Annotated in this window: 14 protein-coding genes; 10 read left to right on the forward strand and 4 right to left on the reverse strand. The window is 42.7% G+C overall.

Annotated features, from left to right (window positions below; translation table 11 throughout):
* Positions 1 to 481: 481 nt before the first annotated feature.
* The gene (locus IEX80_RS25925) at positions 482 to 1,867 is read left to right on the forward strand and encodes a methyltransferase RsmF C-terminal domain-like protein (RefSeq protein ID WP_188834632.1); all 1,386 of its coding nucleotides are present in this window, start codon (positions 482 to 484) and stop codon (positions 1,865 to 1,867) included.
* A 243-nt stretch (positions 1,868 to 2,110) separates the two neighbouring features.
* On the opposite strand, the gene IEX80_RS25930 is transcribed toward IEX80_RS25925, so the two are convergent.
* A complete protein-coding gene (locus IEX80_RS25930) occupies positions 2,111 to 2,794 on the reverse strand; it encodes a porin family protein (RefSeq protein WP_176628862.1) in 684 nt (227 codons plus the stop codon).
* Between the two features lie 197 nt (positions 2,795 to 2,991).
* Here IEX80_RS25930 and IEX80_RS25935 point away from each other — a divergent pair, with 197 nt between their 5' ends.
* Positions 2,992 to 4,704, forward strand: a complete 1,713-nt coding sequence (locus IEX80_RS25935; protein WP_090534848.1) for a glycoside hydrolase family 3 protein — start codon at positions 2,992 to 2,994, stop codon at positions 4,702 to 4,704.
* 71 nt (positions 4,705 to 4,775) lie between these two features.
* Here IEX80_RS25935 and IEX80_RS25940 read toward each other — a convergent pair whose 3' ends face one another.
* Entirely contained in the window at positions 4,776 to 5,342 is a 567-nt protein-coding gene (locus IEX80_RS25940) for a hypothetical protein (protein ID WP_188834633.1), read from the reverse strand.
* 82 nt (positions 5,343 to 5,424) lie between these two features.
* Between IEX80_RS25940 and IEX80_RS25945 the strand changes: the two genes are divergently transcribed.
* Both IEX80_RS25945 and IEX80_RS25950 read left to right on the forward strand, forming a co-directional pair.
* Positions 5,425 to 8,595, forward strand: coding sequence for an ATP-dependent DNA helicase (locus IEX80_RS25945; protein WP_188834634.1), 3,171 nt, complete (start codon positions 5,425 to 5,427; stop codon positions 8,593 to 8,595).
* 324 nt (positions 8,596 to 8,919) lie between these two features.
* On the forward strand, positions 8,920 to 10,266 hold the full coding sequence (locus IEX80_RS25950; protein WP_188834635.1) for a M28 family peptidase: 1,347 nt from the start codon (positions 8,920 to 8,922) through the stop codon (positions 10,264 to 10,266).
* A gap of 100 nt (positions 10,267 to 10,366) precedes the next feature.
* Here the strand turns inward: IEX80_RS25950 and IEX80_RS25955 are convergent, their stop codons facing one another.
* On the reverse strand, positions 10,367 to 11,794 hold the full coding sequence (locus IEX80_RS25955) for an L-serine ammonia-lyase (RefSeq protein WP_188834636.1): 1,428 nt from the start codon (positions 11,792 to 11,794) through the stop codon (positions 10,367 to 10,369).
* Between the two features lie 138 nt (positions 11,795 to 11,932).
* Between IEX80_RS25955 and IEX80_RS25960 the strand changes: the two genes are divergently transcribed.
* Positions 11,933 to 12,406, forward strand: coding sequence for a DUF5684 domain-containing protein (locus tag IEX80_RS25960; RefSeq protein ID WP_217633233.1), 474 nt, complete (start codon positions 11,933 to 11,935; stop codon positions 12,404 to 12,406).
* Positions 12,406 to 12,765 (forward strand): DUF2752 domain-containing protein, encoded by a 360-nt coding sequence (locus tag IEX80_RS25965; protein ID WP_229701768.1) that lies wholly within the window; start codon positions 12,406 to 12,408, stop codon positions 12,763 to 12,765. The genes IEX80_RS25960 and IEX80_RS25965 overlap by 1 nt, the downstream gene beginning before the upstream one ends.
* Here IEX80_RS25965 and IEX80_RS25970 read toward each other — a convergent pair.
* Positions 12,759 to 13,493: an RDD family protein gene (locus IEX80_RS25970; protein WP_090534842.1), complete on the reverse strand. Its 735-nt coding sequence runs from the start codon at positions 13,491 to 13,493 to the stop codon at positions 12,759 to 12,761. The genes IEX80_RS25965 and IEX80_RS25970 overlap by 7 nt on opposite strands.
* Before the next feature lie 90 nt (positions 13,494 to 13,583).
* On the opposite strand from IEX80_RS25970, the gene IEX80_RS25975 reads away from it, so the two are divergent.
* Genes IEX80_RS25975 through IEX80_RS25990 form a run of 4 tightly spaced genes read left to right on the forward strand, consistent with a single transcriptional unit; the run spans position 13,584 to position 17,369 of the window.
* A complete protein-coding gene (locus tag IEX80_RS25975; RefSeq protein ID WP_090534840.1) occupies positions 13,584 to 14,546 on the forward strand; it encodes a stage II sporulation protein M in 963 nt (320 codons plus the stop codon).
* The gene (locus IEX80_RS25980; protein WP_090534838.1) at positions 14,547 to 15,419 is read left to right on the forward strand and encodes a hypothetical protein; all 873 of its coding nucleotides are present in this window, start codon (positions 14,547 to 14,549) and stop codon (positions 15,417 to 15,419) included.
* Positions 15,420 to 15,426: 7 nt separating this feature from the next.
* Complete coding sequence (locus IEX80_RS25985) at positions 15,427 to 16,191, forward strand: DUF4129 domain-containing protein (protein ID WP_090534836.1); 765 nt, start codon at positions 15,427 to 15,429, stop codon at positions 16,189 to 16,191.
* Positions 16,188 to 17,369 (forward strand): DUF4350 domain-containing protein, encoded by a 1,182-nt coding sequence (locus tag IEX80_RS25990; RefSeq protein ID WP_090534835.1) that lies wholly within the window; start codon positions 16,188 to 16,190, stop codon positions 17,367 to 17,369. The genes IEX80_RS25985 and IEX80_RS25990 overlap by 4 nt, the downstream gene beginning before the upstream one ends.
* Position 17,370: the final 1 nt, after the last annotated feature.

A 17,370-nucleotide genomic window follows, 5' to 3' on the forward strand; every position in this document is an offset into this window, starting at 1 on the left:
TTTATTGACTGAACTCGCTCAGCCTCAACTTCTTTCGCTCTCTCAAGCACCCTTCCGTTTGGGTCTGCAAAGGTAGAAAACCTTTTCTTATTTCCAAAACTTTTTTATTTTTTATTTTTAAAGTTTTGCAGTGTTTATCTTTCTTCTCTTTCCCTCTTCAACACCGATTCTTTTACCCTTTGTATGAACTACCGCTCCTGTTTGAAGCGGCTGCAAAGGTGCGAATTTCATTTTGATTTAGCAAGTGAAAATTTCACTTTTTTTTTAATCTTTTTATTCGCTTTTAATTTTCAAAAAACAACGCCTCTTTTTCTAAAGCGGTCACAAATGTACACAGAAAACCAGCTACCAACCAAGATATATTTTCAAATAATTAAACCTATTTTACAACTACCTGTAAATTAAGGTAAAATACATCCCCAAACACCCTCATAATTAAGTAAAGACGGGCATTTAGCTAATGTGTATATTTGAAATGTATATGAATGAGCATAATTTCCCTCCGCATTTCATCGCATCATTGAGCGCGGAAAACGGTTTCGATGAAGAAAATTTTGTAAAAGCGCACCGGTTTGAGGAGGCTCCAACCTCTATAAGGGTTAATCCTTTTAAACCATCTGCCTTAAAAATTACACAAAATGTACCCTGGTGCGCCAACGGATATTATCTTGAAAGCCGCCCGTCGTTCACATTCGATCCTCTTTTTCATGCCGGCTGCTATTATGTACAGGAAGCATCATCAATGTTTATTGATCATATTTTTAAAACCATCAACCAAAATAATGATGATGCGGTAAAAGTACTTGACCTTTGCGCGGCACCCGGAGGTAAAAGCACCTTGCTTAATTCGGCCCTGCAACCTGCCGATTTATTAGTGGCAAACGAGATCATTAAAACACGTGTACCTATATTAACAGATAATTTGAACCGGTGGGGTACAGCCAATACCATTGTTACCAATAATGACCCTAAAGATTTCAGCAGGCTGAAAAGCTTTTTTGATATCATACTCGCTGATGCCCCCTGCTCGGGCTCGGGCATGTTCCGAAAAGATCCGGACGCGATGAGCGAATGGTCGGAAGGGAACGTGAACCTTTGTCATCAGCGGCAGGAACGCATACTTGCTGATATTTACCCAGCCTTAAAAGAAGATGGTTACCTTATATATAGTACTTGCTCCTACTCACACCAGGAAAATGAAGATATCCTGGACTGGCTTTGCACCGAGTTTGAGCTGGAAAGCATCCGCATACCTATTAATAAGGAATGGGGCATTGTTGAAACCCAGTCGCCGGAGAAAAAAGCCTGGGGCTACCGCTTTTACCCGGGTAAGGTAAAAGGCGAAGGCTTATTTGCCGCCTGCCTGCAAAAAAAAGAAAACAGCGGCGATCTGGCCTCCTTTAAAAACAACACGCAGCAAAAACTGCCGGGCAAGGAGCTCGACCAGGTGCGCTCATATATTAATAACCCCGACGACCTTTATTATTTTAAGGTAAATGACGACTGGATGGCTATTAACCGCGCCCATAAAGAAAGCCTCAATATACTACAGCGACACCTCTATATTAAAAAATCGGGGGTAATTATTGGTAAACTTGCCGGTAAGGACCTGATCCCCGATCACGAACTGGCCCTAAGCCTTATAATTAATAAAGATGCAGTTTTGGAAACGCCCCTTAATAAAGATCAGGCTATCCAATACCTGCGCCGGGACAACATAGAACTATCCACAACAGATAAAGGCTGGACGCTCATGACCTATGAAGGGCATCCGCTTGGCTGGGCCAAATTATTGCCAAATCGGATCAATAATTATTATCCTAAAGAAATAAGGATCCTCTCGACGCATCCTCCGAGGGAATGGTAATATTATGCCTTTACGTTAGGGATTGAAGCGGATACCAGCCAATGTGGCTAAGGCCCTGCGCAGTATGAGCGGAAAGCCCGGCCGAAGGCAATGCCCTAATAAATAAAGATCGAACTTAAACTCACAAAAAAAGCTAAGCCGCAAAGTTTTGGAATCTCTTCCCCCTTTGCGGCTTAGCGTATTTGCATAAAAGTAAATGCTACATTAAAGTTACTGTGATCAATTACCGTGCTCCATTATTTATTATTGAAATTTAAACCCTAAACCAATTTGCCAAACCTGGTTACGGTAATCGGGCAGGTTTTGATCAGCATAAGGACGATTTTCACCAAGGTCGATATTATAACGACCGCGGATCTCCACATTGCGGTTAATGTCAAAACTTACGCCTACTACACCGGCAACGTAACTATGATTGGCATCATTGTCAATATGATCAACACTGGTACCTAAACCGCTTTCGTAAGTATTTTTGGTTGATGTTAAAAAGGTAAGCTGCGGACCAACCAGCAGGTTAAAGCCCCGTACCACCCTAAATTTAGCCAGTAAAGGCACATCAATATAATTAGTGCGCTGTGTAAATTTCCCGTCCCGGTCATTCACCTCATATCCTTTTTGCGAAAACAATACTTCGGGCGCAAATGATAGTGGGTAGATAATAGGCACATCAAAGGTTAAACCCGCGTGCCAGCCGGCAAGTGAACTGGAACTGTAATTGCTGTTATAAGCATCAACCGTATTTGAAACGTTTAAACCTACTGCTAAACCAACTTTGGGGGTGTAAAAATCATCATAGCGGCGTTGGGGCTGGGATCTTTCAACAACCCTGCGGGGTGGTCGGCGATGACGCGGTCCATAGTAATACCCCTGCGCGCTAACTGTCCCTACGGTAAAAAGGCACATTGCCAAGAAAAGTAATTTTTTCATCGTATTTGTCTGTTTTAAATAAGTGGCGGAAAAGTCTTTAGCCCGTTAGTTTATCGGTTACTGCCGGCTTTTCCTTCTATGTATGTTAATAACGTGATAGATTAATAAAAAACACAAAGGTTTATTAGCGGTTTGATTTTTGTAATAGTTGTAACATCATTTTCATCAAAAATTCAGAATAACGCTACATTTGGCCTATGCAAGCTTCTAAAACCCGCATTTTCTACCCGCTGATTATCATCTTCACATTTTTCACCGCCGATGTTTTTGCACAAAAAGAAAGTTATATCCAATTGTTAGGCAAACAAAACCGCTGGGTCGACTCGGTGTATCATAAAATGAGCCGCAAGCAGCGGGTTGCACAATTATTATTTGTAAGGGCGCATACCAATAAAGGGAAAGCCTATGAAGATTCGGTTGGGCAGGTGATTAAAGAGCAGCAATTGGGGGGCGTTGTATTTTTTCAGGGTGGGCCGGTGCGCCAGGCCAACCTAATCAATAAGTATCAAAAACTGGCCAAAGTACCTTTAATTATAACTATGGACGGCGAATGGGGCCTGGGCATGCGCCTGGATTCTACCATATCATATCCATACCAAATGACCCTCGGTGCCATACAGGATAATAACCTGATTTACAAAATGGGCCAACAGATAGCTTATGATTTTAAACGCCTGGGCATGCAAATGAACCTGGGGCCGGATATGGATGTGAACAACAATCCTAATAACCCCGTTATCAATTACCGCTCTTTTGGCGATAACATGTATAACGTGGCCAAAAAAGGGATTGCTTATTTTAAAGGCATGCAGGATGCAGGCTTGCTTACTTCGGCCAAGCATTTTCCGGGACATGGCGATACCAATGTCGATTCGCATTTTGATTTGCCGCTGCTTCCTTATAGTCGTAGCCGATTAGATTCATTGGAGATGTATCCCTTCCGGGAAGCTATCAATGCAGGTATTAGCGGGGTAATGATCGCTCATATGGCGATCCCTTCCTTAGATAATACGCCCAAACTGCCCTCAACCCTTTCGCGCCCTATTATTACCGGAATCCTGAAAGATTCGTTAAACTTTAAAGGCCTGGTGATATCCGATGCGATGGAAATGAAAGGGGTAACCAAATATTTCCCCAAGGGCGAAGCCGATGTAAGGGCATTTATTGCCGGCAATGATATTATTGAACTATCTGAAAACTCCGACCGGGCTATCGGCCTGATCCGTAAGGCTGTGAGGCATGGCAGCGTTAGTGCTGTTGAGTTTGAAGCGCGGATCAAAAAGATCTTAGTTGCCAAATACTGGGCAGGGCTTAATCAATACAAGCCAACTGCTTTAACCAATTTAAGCCAGGACATTAACAGCGATGCCGCCAAAACACTGGTACAACAACTAAGCGACGCCGCGGTAACCCAATTGAAGAACAATAATGTAAAGCTTAATCCATTTTTAAAAACAGCCATCGTGAGTATAGGGGTAAGCTCGCCAACGCCTTTCCAGATGGAGGTTGTAAAAAGTTTCCCGAACAGCCGCATATTTATAGTTAATAAAGATGCACCGGCGATTGAAGTTGCCAATATCCTGAACTGGCTTAAACAATACCAGCAAGTAATTGTGGGCATACATGATGCCCGCCTGCGCCCGCAAAGCAAGCTTGACTACAGCAGCGATGTAAAACTGATGATTGCCGACCTGGCATCACGCAAAAACACGGCATTCAGTGTGTTTGCCAATGCTTATACTATAGCGGGTTTGCCGGGACTTGAAAAAGCTGGCAGTTTATTGGTTTGTTACCAGATGTCGCCCGAGTTGCAACAGTCGGCAGCGAAAGTGCTTAGCGGTCGGTTAAAGCCTACCGGTAAGCTGCCTGTAAGTGTAAATGCATTTTTTACAACGGGGATGGGGTTGTAGAAAAGAGATTAGAGACTGGCGATTAGAGGTTAGGTGCGCGCAGTTATAAATAATCTAACAGCCCATAACTGTTATTTAAACTGGCTTTCAGTTAATACTTTTTTATTTTTCATAACATTCAACAGGTATTGTGCCTCTGGCTCATAAAGATCTTCTCCAAAGCAGAAGTTTCGCATGCCATAGTCAAATGCTATAGTTCCCTTTTCTTTATTCCGGTAATAAAATACGAACCAAAATTTCCTGTCAGATTCCGAATCTATTTCCCTGATCCTAAACTCCCTGCATTCATTAAGATCGTAAACTTTTTCGCGGGTAAAAAGATCATTTTTTCGGTTGATGCTGAAGGTGCCCATTCCAATTTCGATGATCTCCTTGCCCCAAAACAACCAAATTATCGTTTTTACTGCCATAACTCCGCCAAGGGCCCAACCGCCTATCCATAGCAACATGAATACGCGGCCAAATTCGTTAGGGGAATTGAAAAGTTCACCAAATGCAGATGCTCCAAAATATCCCCAAAAAGTTATCCAGCAACAAATCCATATAATGGAGATATAATTTCGTTTTACAGGAATAGTAATTTTGAGATACTCGAAATTATCCTCAACTATCGCCCGCCCCTGATAAGGTTTTTCCATGGTTAATATTATGGCCTAAATATCATATTTATTATCCTGTTTGCAAATGCAGCAGCATCCTTTTTTATCTTTACTAAATATTATGCAATCTACATTCAATAAATATAACGCTAAATTTCAGGAAGCCTTAGCCGGTTTAAATCCCGAGCAATTGGCCGCGGTTAACAAAATGGATGGCCCTGTACTTGTAGTAGCCGGCCCCGGTACAGGCAAAACGCAGATCCTGGCAGCGCGGATAGGCAAAATCCTGACTGATACAGACGCTTTACCCAGCGAAATCCTGTGCTTAACGTACACCGATGCCGGCGCAGTGGCCATGCGCAAACGTCTGTTCGAATTTATCGGCCCCGATGCTTATCGTATTAATATATATACATTCCATGCTTTTTGTAATGAGATCATCCAGGAGAACCTCGAGTATTTCGGCAAGCTGAATTTGGAGTCGCTTTCCGACCTGGAATCAGCTATGCTATTCCGGGAACTGGTTGATGAGTTCCCGAACGATCACCTGCTGAAGCGTTTTACGGGCGATATTTATTATGATGTTCCCCGGCTTAAAAGCCTGTTCAGCACTATGAAGCGGGAAAACTGGAACGCCGAAATGATTGAGCAGGCGGTAAATGACTATCTTGAAGATTTGCCTAACCGCGAGGAATTTATTTATAAACGGGCTAATGCCAAAGCAGGCATCAAGATTGGTGATCCCAAACAAAAAGATATTGACGCCGCGCATGATGTGATGAAAAAACTGCTGGCTGCTGTTGGAGAGTACCAAAACTATACAGAAAAAATGAAAAGCCGCGGCCGCTATGATTATGACGACATGATCATTTGGGTGTTGCGCGCGTTCCGCGATAATGAAGAAATCCTTCGTAAATACCAGGAACGTTATCAGTATATTCTGGTAGATGAGTTCCAGGATACCAGCGGATCGCAAAACGAGTTGCTGCGCTTTTTGCTTAATTATTGGGATACCCCGAATGTTTTTGTGGTAGGCGATGATGATCAGTCGATCTTTAAATTTCAGGGAGCCAACATGAAAAACATCCTTGATTTTGCCAATGACTATGTAGATACATTATACACCGTAGTGCTAAAACATAACTATCGCTCCAGTCAGCAGATCCTCGATATTTCAAAAGCGCTTATCGACAACAATTTTGAACGATTAACCAGTCAGCTTAATTTAGATAAAGCTTTAAAATCGTCGCACCCGCGTTTTAATAACCTGTTGGTTGAGCCGGTGATCCGGGAGTACGAAAACCCTGATAAAGAACTGGTTGATGTATCGCTACAGATAAAACAACTGGTGGCTGATGGCGTGCCCCCCGGCGAGATAGCAGTTATCTATCGTAATCACAACCAGGTTGAGGAAATGATCAAATTCCTGGATGTGCAAAAGATCCAGGTAAATACCAAACGCAAGATAGATGTGCTTACCCAACCCTTTGGCGAAAAAATCATCAACATACTGCGTTACCTGGCCATGGAGCTCGATTCGCCATACAGCGGGGATGAATTGTTGTTTGAGATCATGCATTATGATTTCTTTAACATCCCCCCTATTGAAATTGCCAAGGCAAGCGTTGCTGTGTTTAAAGAAAACTTTGGTACCCTGGCTTACAATCAGCCTAAAACTTCTATCCGCCGTTACGTAAGCGAGATGAGGCCACCCAAACAAGCAGACCTTTTTCACCCCGACCAGCAACAGGAGATGCGGTACCTGGTAAGCAATATTGATTACCTGCTCAAAGAGTCGGTTAGCGTTACGCTGCAACAGCTTTTTCAAAGTGTGATAGCCAAAATGGGCATCCTGAAATATATCATGCAGCAACAGGATAAGGGCAGCTACATGCAAATGCTTACCAGTTTTTTCGATTTCCTGAAAGATGAAAGCCGCAAAAGGCCAGACATCAACCTGCCTGATTTGATCTCGACCATCGAAATGATGAAGAAACATCAGATCCGCCTGGAGCTTAACCAAAGCATCTTTTCGGAGAATGGTGTCAACTTCCTCACGGCACACGGCTCAAAAGGCCTTGAGTTTGAATATGTGTTTTTTATTAGCTGCGACAAACGTACCTGGGACAGTAAAGGCCGGAACAGCGGTTTCAGCTATCCCGACACACTTACCCGCTCCGCCGCTGATGAAATTGCACAGAAAGAGGAAGCACGCCGTCTGTTTTATGTGGCGGTAACGCGTGCCAAGCAGCACCTTATGATCTCATACGCTGCCAAGGACAGGAAAGACAAAGACCAGGAGGCAAGCCAATTTATAGGCGAGATATTAGCCAGCACCAATATGCAGGTACACTATCCTAAAGTGGATGCCATGGATATGATCGAGTTCCAGGCAACCCAATTCAGCGAAGCCGAAAAACCAAAAGTTGAATTACTGGATAAAAACTACATCAATCAGCTGCTGCAGAATTACACCCTATCAGTAACCCACCTGAGCAGTTACCTGGACTGCCCGCTGCGGTTTTATTTTCAGTGTTTGATCAGGGTGCCATCGGGTAAAAGTCCAGCGGCTACTTTTGGACAGGCGGTACACTGGGCACTCAACAAAACTTACAGGCAGTTGAAGGATAATGATAACGAGTTTTTGAGTACGGAAAATTTCATGCGCGAGTTTAGATGGTATATGGCCCGCAATCGCGATTCATTTACTAAAGATGAGTTTAAGCTGCGCTCAGCATATGGTGAAAAGATCCTCCCCCCCTACTACGAACAAAATGTGCCACACTGGAATAAAATAGCGGTAACAGAACGATCTATAAAAAATATTGAAGTAGCGGGTGTTCCTATTAAAGGTAACCTGGATAAAATTGAATTTGACGGCAAGCAGGCTACGGTTGTCGATTACAAAACCGGCAAGCCTAAAAATGCAAAAGATAAACTACTGCGCCCAACCAATGATGCGCCAAACGGAGGCGATTACTGGCGACAGGCTGTTTTCTATAAAATACTGATAGATCATGACCGCACTACCGACTGGCAGGTGATCAGCACCATTTTTGATTTTGTTGAACCCATAAGCGATGGTGAATATTACCGCGAAAAATTTGTGATAACACCGGAAGACATAGAGACAGTAACCGGGCAGATTAAGGACACTTATGAGCAAATCATGGTCCACAATTTCAGCACAGGCTGCGGCAAAAAAGAATGCGATTGGTGCCATTTTGTAAAAAGTAATTTTAAACAAGCCGATGAGATTTTGGGGATTGTTGCGGAGGAGGAAGGGGAATAGTTTTTTCTTAAAAAATTACTACCATACCATATGAAACACATCCTCCCGTTTTGCCTTTGGCGGTGTGATCACATTGACCACAAAAAGAAACGACAGGGGTTAACAGGGTTAACACAAATTCGAATATTTCTTAATATTAATCTAACAATCAGCTATTTATAAAAGGTACAGAGTTACACTAAAAATGCCCTGTGATCGGTGTTACCACCTTAAACGTACAAATTTAAACTCGCCATAGGAGAAATCGCATCACGTGATTATTACAATATGTTTCATTCTGCAAATTCATTAATTCCATAAATTCGGGTTTCAGACATACATCATATGAAACACATCCTCCCATTCCTCCTCCTCATCCTAACCTTGCCTGCCACTGCCCAAACCATCATAAAACAGGACGCTGGCATTAAGCAAATGGTTGATGAGGTATCAGCCAAAAACATTGAGGCTACCATCCGCAAACTGGTTAGCTTTAAAAGCAGGCACACGCTGAGCGATACAACCAGTAAAACCACGGGCAGCGGTGCAGCGCGCAACTGGATCAAGGCCGAAATGGAGAAATATGCTTCGGAATCAAACGGGAGGATGACCGTACAGTTTGATACGTTCACACAGCCTAAAGGTACACGTATCGATAAACCCATCAAGCTCAAAAACGTACTGGCCACACTGAAAGGTACCGATTCTAATGATACACGGGTGTACCTGGTATCAGGACATTATGATTCACGCATTAACGATGTGATGGACGCCAACGGTGTTGAACCCGGCGCCAATGATGATGCTTCGGGTACCGCCCTTTCTATGGAGTTAGCCAGGGTAATGGCTAAAAGATCATTCCCGGCTACTATTATTTTCATGACAGTGGTTGGTGAAGAGCAGGGTTTGTACGGATCTGCCAACGTAGCCAAACGGGCTAAAGCAGAAAACTGGAATGTGGATGCCATGCTGAATAATGATATCGTTGGCAATACTTACGGCATGGAAACCGACCTGAAAGATAACCGCAGCGTACGTGTTTTTAGCGATGGTGTACCTACGGCAGCCACCGATAAACAAGTGGCAGCTTTGAAATCATTGGGAGGGGAAAATGATAGTCCGTCCAGACAACTGGCGCGTTACACTAAAGAAATTGGAGAGCGTTATGTTGACCAACTCGATGTGAAGCTTATTTATAGGCGCGACCGCTACCTGCGCGGCGGTGATCACCTGCCATTTTTGGAACAAGGCTTTACAGCTGTAAGGTTTACCGAAATGAACGAAAACTTTAACCGCCAGCACCAGAACATCCGCACGGAAAACGGCATTGAATATGGCGACCTGCCCGATTTTGTAGATTTTAATTACGTGCAAAAGGTAGCCCGTATGAACCTTTCAGTATTGGCTAATCTTGCTTCGGCCCCTGCCGAACCGCAGAATGTAGGCGTTATTACCAGCGATTTGACCAATAAAACCAAACTAAAATGGGAAGCTCCCGGCACCGGTAAAAAGCCCGCCGGTTATTATGTATTGATGCGTGAAACCATCAGCCCCTATTGGGAAAAGAAATTCTATGTAACCGATACTATAGCTACGTTGAATTACTCAAAGGATAATTACTTCTTCGCGGTACAGTCTGTTGATGCTGAAGGGCACGAAAGTTTGCCGGTGTTTCCGAAGCCGGTGAGGTAGATAATCAAAAGATTGTAGGTTAGATAATGGACATTAGATTTTGCACTCAAGAAAAATGAATTTTTTGAATTTGATTCACGGCTGTTTAAGAAGTGAGTAATTAGCACTCCGGCAAACTGATAGGGATATTAATTGCCAATCCGCCATCACTTGTTTCCTTATACTTTGAGTTCATATCAAGCGCGGTTTGCCACATCGTTTTTACCACTGCATCAAGGCTTACCTTCGCTTTTTCGGGATTGCTTTGCAACGCCAGTTGTGAGGCAGTGATAGCTTTGATAGCACCCATGGTATTACGTTCAATGCAGGGGACCTGTACCAACCCACCAATCGGGTCGCAAGTGAGGCCGAGGTGATGTTCCATGGCTATTTCGGCAGCCATAAGTACCTGGCGTTGGGTACCGCCCATACATTCGGTTAATGCTGCCGCAGCCATGGCAGATGATACGCCAATTTCGGCCTGGCAGCCGCCCATGGCTGCCGATATGGTAGCGCCTTTTTTAAAGATGCTTCCGATCTCGCTGGCAGTAAATAAAAAATTGATGATCTTTTGTTCGGTATTGCCATCGCAAAAAGCAATATAATATTGGAGCACTGCAGGAATAACACCTGCGGCGCCATTTGTTGGCGCAGTTACCACACGGCCAAATGAAGCATTCTCCTCATTAACGGCTAATGCAAAACAGCTTACCCAATCTAAAGTATTTTTAAAGCTATCGCCGGTATTCCTGATAGCTGCAACCCATTCCTCATAATTGCTATATTTATTGTTGCCGATGAGCTTTGCGTTTAATTTTGCGGCGCGCCTTGCCACATTTAACCCGCCAGGCAATTGGCCGGTAGTGTGACATCCCCGGTAAATACACTCTTTTAATGCCTTGAAGATATTCAATGCCCCGGTACGGGTTTCCTGTTCGCTGCGCCAGGCCAGCTCGTTTTCGGCCACAACTTCCGAAATCCGAAGACCTGTTTTGATACACCAGTGCAGCAGATCGGCTGCGGTATCAATCGGGAAGGGAAGGTCAACCTCCGCTTTTGATTGCCCTGAAGCACCTTCCTTCACCACAAAACCACCTCCTATCGAGTAGTATGTTTCAGAAATTGCCTTTCCGGTACTTAAAAATGCCTGAAAAGTTACCGCGTTTGGATGATAAGGTAAGCTTTCGTTAAACAGGAACAGCAGGTCATCCTCAGCATAAAAACTCAATGGTAAAATACCACCGATGATCAGTTCATGCGAGCTTTTGATCTGCTCAATTTTAGGTATTACCTGGTCCACCTCGAAAGTAACCGGGTCATCGCCGCTTAAACCTAATAATATAGCTATATCCGTACCGTGCCCATGACCTGTTTTGGCTAATGAGCCATATAATAAGATCTTAACCTGCTGCACCATCGGCAGTACCCCCTGTTGCTCAAGCGACTGCACAAACTGCTGCGCGGCACGCCAGGGGCCAAGCGTATGCGAGCTCGACGGGCCAATGCCTATCTTAAACATATCAAAAACCGAAATCTGTTCTCTTTGCATCAAGTCAAAATTAAGGATAAATTATAATTACAGGTTCTATAATAAATACGTTATGCTAGTGCTTTTGATAAAAATAATTTATAATTTGCGTTGAACTTAAACAAATAATACACTTAAACTTAAACACTAAACAAAATTATGGATTCTTACACTTCTTCTTCCGACATGTCTGCGGGCATGGCTGGTGCTATTTTTGGTGCATTTTTCATCCCGTGCCTTATAATCTGGGTTATCGTGGTGATTAGTAGTTGGAAAGTGTACACCAAAGCAGGAAAACCTGGTTGGGCGTCAATCATTCCAATTTACAACATCATTGTACTACTTGAGATAATTGGAAAACCTATATGGTGGATTATCATGCTTCTGATCCCTTGCGCTAATATAATTTTTGGTATTTGGATGATTAACCTGTTAAGTAAAAGCTTTGGTAAAAGTGAAGGTTTTACAATTGGTCTGATTATCTTCCCGTTTATTTTTTATCCGATTCTTGGATTTGGAAGCGCAACCTATTTGGGTCCATCTGCCAAAGAAGCACAGGGCGCTGCACCATTTAACCCAAATGATTACCGCGATCCGTTCAATAATCAAAACCCACCTCCACAAAACTATTAATGTGGGTAAATAATATCATGATATATGCTTCCTGCAGCCGGTTAGGGTTTATCCACTGGCTGCAGGGGCATTTAATACCCTGTCCCTTTAAATATCTTACAGGTATTGATTGCCCCGGCTGCGGCTTTCAGCGCTCGGTAGTAGCACTCATCCAGGGCGATTTCCAAAAAAGCTTCTTCCTATATCCCGCGGCTATTCCGCTAATCCTTTTTTTTATCTACGGCATAGCCGATGTTATTTTTAAACTCGATACTGATAAAGCCGTTGTAAAGAAAACCATTTTTATGATCAATGGTAGTATCGTGCTTATCAGCTATGTTATAAAGATGTGGCATCTTTATAATCACGTTGCTTATTGATAAGGCTCAGACATGGCGCTTACATGGCTGTAATCTTTAATAATAGCCTGTAAAAACTGCAGGTCGTTCATATCGGGAGGCAGTGTGGCTATTTTCAAATGCTCTTTTAGTTTTGTTGCCATATTGTAAACCACAACGGCATTATGTGTTTTCATGTAATTATGTATCACGTCGGCTATCAGCCTTACATCGTTATCGTTTAGCTCAGCTACTTCTTTAAAAGTAGGTTCATAATCGTCACCCGATGGCCTGAATGTTAAGCTGTCTATTTTGGTACGCGGATGTGTTTTTACCATAGCTGTTCCGGCAACCACATCACCTATACGCTGGCCGTTTTCAGTCACCAGGGCACAAAGCAGTGCGCCAAGGTTAAGGGTAATGCCAAAATCAACCATGCGCATCAGCCATCTTAACAGGTACTGTCCAAAGCGGGGACGGTTACCATTGAGGCTGATCACCCGTATCTTCATTATCCGCTTGCCAACGCTTTGGCCATTAAGCAGCGTTTCGCAAATCAAATCGTAAAATACAAATATCGCCGCCATGATAATTGCGCACGTTACCAGCACGCTTTCGGGCATTTTTCCGATGATCAGAAAAATAAAGATGAAATAGAAAGCAATGAAAATGGCGTAATCAATTATCCGGGCAACTATCCGTTCGCCGAGGCCGGCTATTTCATAGTCTATATCAATATTTTGTGTTGTGTGTACGGTTATGGTTTGCATCTTAACAAAGATAAATTTGTTAGTGTAAAATATGATTGCATATTAAAGATTTGTGAGTATTTTAACAAAAAATAAAACCTGCTTTTTAAAATGCGTGAGGCGCTGTTTATCAAACAAAATACCGAAAAATGGAAGGCCTATGAAACCAATAAGCCAACGGACCCGGATGAGCTTGCTGCCGCATTTATAGCCATTACCGACGACCTGGCCTATTCCAAAACTTTCTTCCCACAATCAAATACAACAAAGTACCTTAACGGTCTTGCATCAACGTTTCACCAGGACATTTACAAAAATCAAAAGGAAAAAAGTAACAGGTTTGCAGCTTTCTGGCGATACGAACTGCCGCTGCTTTTTTTTCAGCATCGCAGGCAGTTATTGTATTCGCTTATCTTCTTTGCGGTTTTTACCTGTATGGGAGTGCTTTCGGCCAAATACGATAATCATTTTGTACGGCTTATCCTTGGCGATGATTATGTGAACATGACCAATGATAACATCGCGAAAGGTGATCCTTTCGGTGTATATAAAAGCAGTTCTTCGGGCCTGATGTTTTTCCAGATAGCCATCAATAATGTTTATGTCGAACTGCGCTTTTTTGTGATGGGCTTATTTTTTTCTGTTGGTTCATTATACGCCAGTTTAATGAACGGCGTTATGCTTGGCTCATTTCAGTATTATTTTTTCAGCAAGGGACTTGGAATCCAATCCATACTGGTGATCTGGATCCATGGTACGCTTGAAATGTCGTCGTTTATTGTGGCCGGTGGTGCCGGTTTAGTACTTGGTAACAGTTTGTTGTTTCCCAAAACGTATACCCGGCTGCAATCATTAAAAAAAGGGGCGCTTGAGGGCTTGAAAATTACAGTAGGCCTTATTCCCATCATATTGTTAGCCGCTTTTTTTGAAAGCTTTGTAACGCGCCATACCGAAATGCCTGTTTGGTTAAGTATTATTATATTAGCTTCATCATTACTGTTCATGATATGGTATGTGATCCTTTACCCCGCAAAATTGAATAAAAACCTAAACTATATTAATACCGATCATTAAATGAAATATATTATTGAACTGAGGAGGATCCGTGATTTTGGCGAAATAATAAATGACACCTTCACCTTCCTGAAACAGAATTTCAAACCGCTTTTTTCGTCATTACTCGTTATCTGCGGCTTTTTTGTGCTGGTTGGTACTGTTGCCACTGCATTTTCACAATTATCTGTTTATGACAGTCTTGATCCAGGCGCTAAAGGCGACTATAACAGCACCCTCAAAGTGGGTATAAGTGCTGCAGCAAACGGTTTTGTGATGATGCTGGCGCAATTTTTTATATACCTTACCACCCTGTGTTTTGTCGCAGTTTATCTTGAAAAAAAAGGAGATAAACCAACGGCACAAGACGTTTGGGGTTATTTTAAATATTACTTTTTCCGTTCGTTAGGGAGTGGTCTTTTATTATTCATCCTGCTCATTTTCGGTTTTTTATTTTGTATAATACCAGGCATATATCTTACGCCGATATTTTACCTTATTTTGCCTACCATGATCATGGAGAATGCCTCATTTGGATACTCATTCAATAAAGGCTTCCGGCTTATAAAAGATCACTGGTGGATGGTTTTTGGGATCATATTTGTTTGCTCGCTGATAGTAAGTGTAAGTAATTCAATTGCCAGTATACCTTTAATGCTTGTTGCCTCATTGCGGATCCTCGTTTCTTTTAAATATCTTTCAATAGCAGCAGTGATATTTTTCAGTATGCTTCAAAATATTTTACTACTTACTTATGCTATTCCAACCATAGCCATTGCCTTGTGTTATTTTAGCCTCCAGGAAAGAAAAGATGGAACCGGGATCTTAGAGCGTATAGAAGCATTTGGCACACATGCCGATAAAGCCGACGATCTGCCTGCCGAACAATACTAATTGAGTTATGCCTAAACCGATACTAATCCTTTTCATACTGTTGTGCTTTACCCTCAATCCGTCGGTGGCTAAAGTTGGCGGAAAGGCTATTCCCTTAAAAACAGACAGCGTTTTTAAAAAGAAGGCCGCGGTTGTGCGTATGGATAGCTCGAAGGTGAATGTACGCCGTTTTAATGAAAATGCACTTGATAAATACCGGGCTGACAAGGAATATCAGTATAACGACAAAAGTATAGGTAATGAGTTGTCGTTCTGGGATAGGTTTTGGATGTGGTTTTGGCGTACCTTATTTGGCAGCTTAAGCATAAGCTCCGGCTTTGCTGGTTTTCTTAAATACTTCTTTTTGATACTGGCCGTTGGTGCACTCATCTTTTTTGTAATGAAGTTGCTGGGTATGGATATGGGCAACCTGCTGCTGGGTAAGTCGCGCAAAACACCACTGGCCTATACCGAATCGACTGAGAATATCCACGAGATCAATTTTGATGAGGAAATTGACAGGGCAATTTTAAACCACAATTACCGCTTAGCCGTTCGCCTGCTTTACCTGCGAAGCCTGAAGCAGCTTAGCGATGGCGGCCTTATCCAGTGGCAACCCGAAAAAACCAATTCGGCTTACGTATATGAGCTTAACAATCCATCTGTACGGCAATCTTTTGTATCGCTAACCAGGCAGTTTGAATACGTATGGTATGGCGGTTTTAATATCGATGGTGCTGCTTTTGGTAATATAAACCAGTTGTTTCAAAACTTTAAAAAACAGCTGTTATGAAGGACCTTAAGATTTACTTTATAATAGCCACAGTATTGTTTGCCGTTTACATAGTGGCAAACATGAATAAGCCCAGGGATATTAACTGGACGCCTACGTTCAGCAATACCGATAAAATCCCTTATGGCACGCGGGTACTTTATGAGCGTGCCCGGGATATTTTTCCCGGTGCTGTGATCAAACCTAAACGCCAGGCCATTTACAATACTATTGCCGAAGATTCCATCAAAGGCTCATCATACATTATCATAGCCGGGGGGCTCAATATTACCAAGCCCGATTTTAAACAGCTTAAACAATATATTACTGCCGGTAACGACGTCTTTATCGCCGCCGGATTTTTAGGGGCCGATTTTGAAAAGGAACTTAAAATAAGCATCACTAATAAATTTGCGGTTAATGGAAATACTCATACGTTAATGCATTTTGTAAACCCGGCCCTGTCGCCCGAGGTGAATTATTTTGTTGATAAGGGTTTAACAGCAGGCTATTACGATAAATTTGATACCGCACATGCAGTAGTTATAGGTGAAACGGACGACCATAAGGCCAACTTACTGAAGTATCCGATGGGGAAAGGCAACCTGTATTTAACGCCCAATCCGGGTATGTTCACTAACTACAGCTTGTTGAAGCCTCAGGGGGCCGAATGGGCTTCTACTGCTTTATCCATGGTAAAGAAAACACCGGAGATAGTTTGGGACGAATATTATACTCAGGGTACCGGTGAGAATGACTCGCCGATGAGGGTATTCCTTGGGAATACGCAGTTAAAAGCGGCTTACTATCTGGCATTGTTTACCTTGCTGATATTTGTGCTATATGAGGCGAAAAGACGTCAGCGCATTATCCCAATTATTAATCCGCTCGAAAACTCAACTCTTGATTTCGTGAACGTAGTAGGGCAGGTATACTATGAACGAAGGGACAACATTAACATCGCCCGGAAAAAAATGCAGTATTTCTGGGCTTTTATACGCGAAACTTACCGGATAAAAGCAAACCGGCCAGGTCCCGAATTTGTAGAAGAACTGGTTAACCGTACCGGTGCAACCGAAGACCTTGCCCGTGAATTGTCCGGTGCATTTATCTTCATCAGTACTCATGACATTGTAACAGATCAAGAGCTCATCAGGCTCAACCAACTTATTGAACAATTTTATATCCAATCCAGGTAAA

Source organism: Mucilaginibacter rubeus, from assembly GCF_014643835.1.
Taxonomy (GTDB): domain Bacteria; phylum Bacteroidota; class Bacteroidia; order Sphingobacteriales; family Sphingobacteriaceae; genus Mucilaginibacter; species Mucilaginibacter rubeus.

Bases quoted from the DNA above. Each gene is read 5' to 3' on its own strand.
- IEX80_RS25925 (WP_188834632.1), top strand. From the start codon at position 482: ATGAATGAGCATAATTTCCCTCCGCATTTCATCGCATCATTGAGCGCG.
- IEX80_RS25930 (WP_176628862.1), bottom strand. From the start codon at position 2,794: ATGAAAAAATTACTTTTCTTGGCAATGTGCCTTTTTACCGTAGGGACA.
- IEX80_RS25935 (WP_090534848.1), top strand. From the start codon at position 2,992: ATGCAAGCTTCTAAAACCCGCATTTTCTACCCGCTGATTATCATCTTC.
- IEX80_RS25940 (WP_188834633.1), bottom strand. From the start codon at position 5,342: ATGGAAAAACCTTATCAGGGGCGGGCGATAGTTGAGGATAATTTCGAG.
- IEX80_RS25945 (WP_188834634.1), top strand. From the start codon at position 5,425: ATGCAATCTACATTCAATAAATATAACGCTAAATTTCAGGAAGCCTTA.
- IEX80_RS25950 (WP_188834635.1), top strand. From the start codon at position 8,920: ATGAAACACATCCTCCCATTCCTCCTCCTCATCCTAACCTTGCCTGCC.
- IEX80_RS25955 (WP_188834636.1), bottom strand. From the start codon at position 11,794: ATGCAAAGAGAACAGATTTCGGTTTTTGATATGTTTAAGATAGGCATT.
- IEX80_RS25960 (WP_217633233.1), top strand. From the start codon at position 11,933: ATGGATTCTTACACTTCTTCTTCCGACATGTCTGCGGGCATGGCTGGT.
- IEX80_RS25965 (WP_229701768.1), top strand. From the start codon at position 12,406: ATGTGGGTAAATAATATCATGATATATGCTTCCTGCAGCCGGTTAGGG.
- IEX80_RS25970 (WP_090534842.1), bottom strand. From the start codon at position 13,493: ATGCAAACCATAACCGTACACACAACACAAAATATTGATATAGACTAT.
- IEX80_RS25975 (WP_090534840.1), top strand. From the start codon at position 13,584: ATGCGTGAGGCGCTGTTTATCAAACAAAATACCGAAAAATGGAAGGCC.
- IEX80_RS25980 (WP_090534838.1), top strand. From the start codon at position 14,547: ATGAAATATATTATTGAACTGAGGAGGATCCGTGATTTTGGCGAAATA.
- IEX80_RS25985 (WP_090534836.1), top strand. From the start codon at position 15,427: ATGCCTAAACCGATACTAATCCTTTTCATACTGTTGTGCTTTACCCTC.
- IEX80_RS25990 (WP_090534835.1), top strand. From the start codon at position 16,188: ATGAAGGACCTTAAGATTTACTTTATAATAGCCACAGTATTGTTTGCC.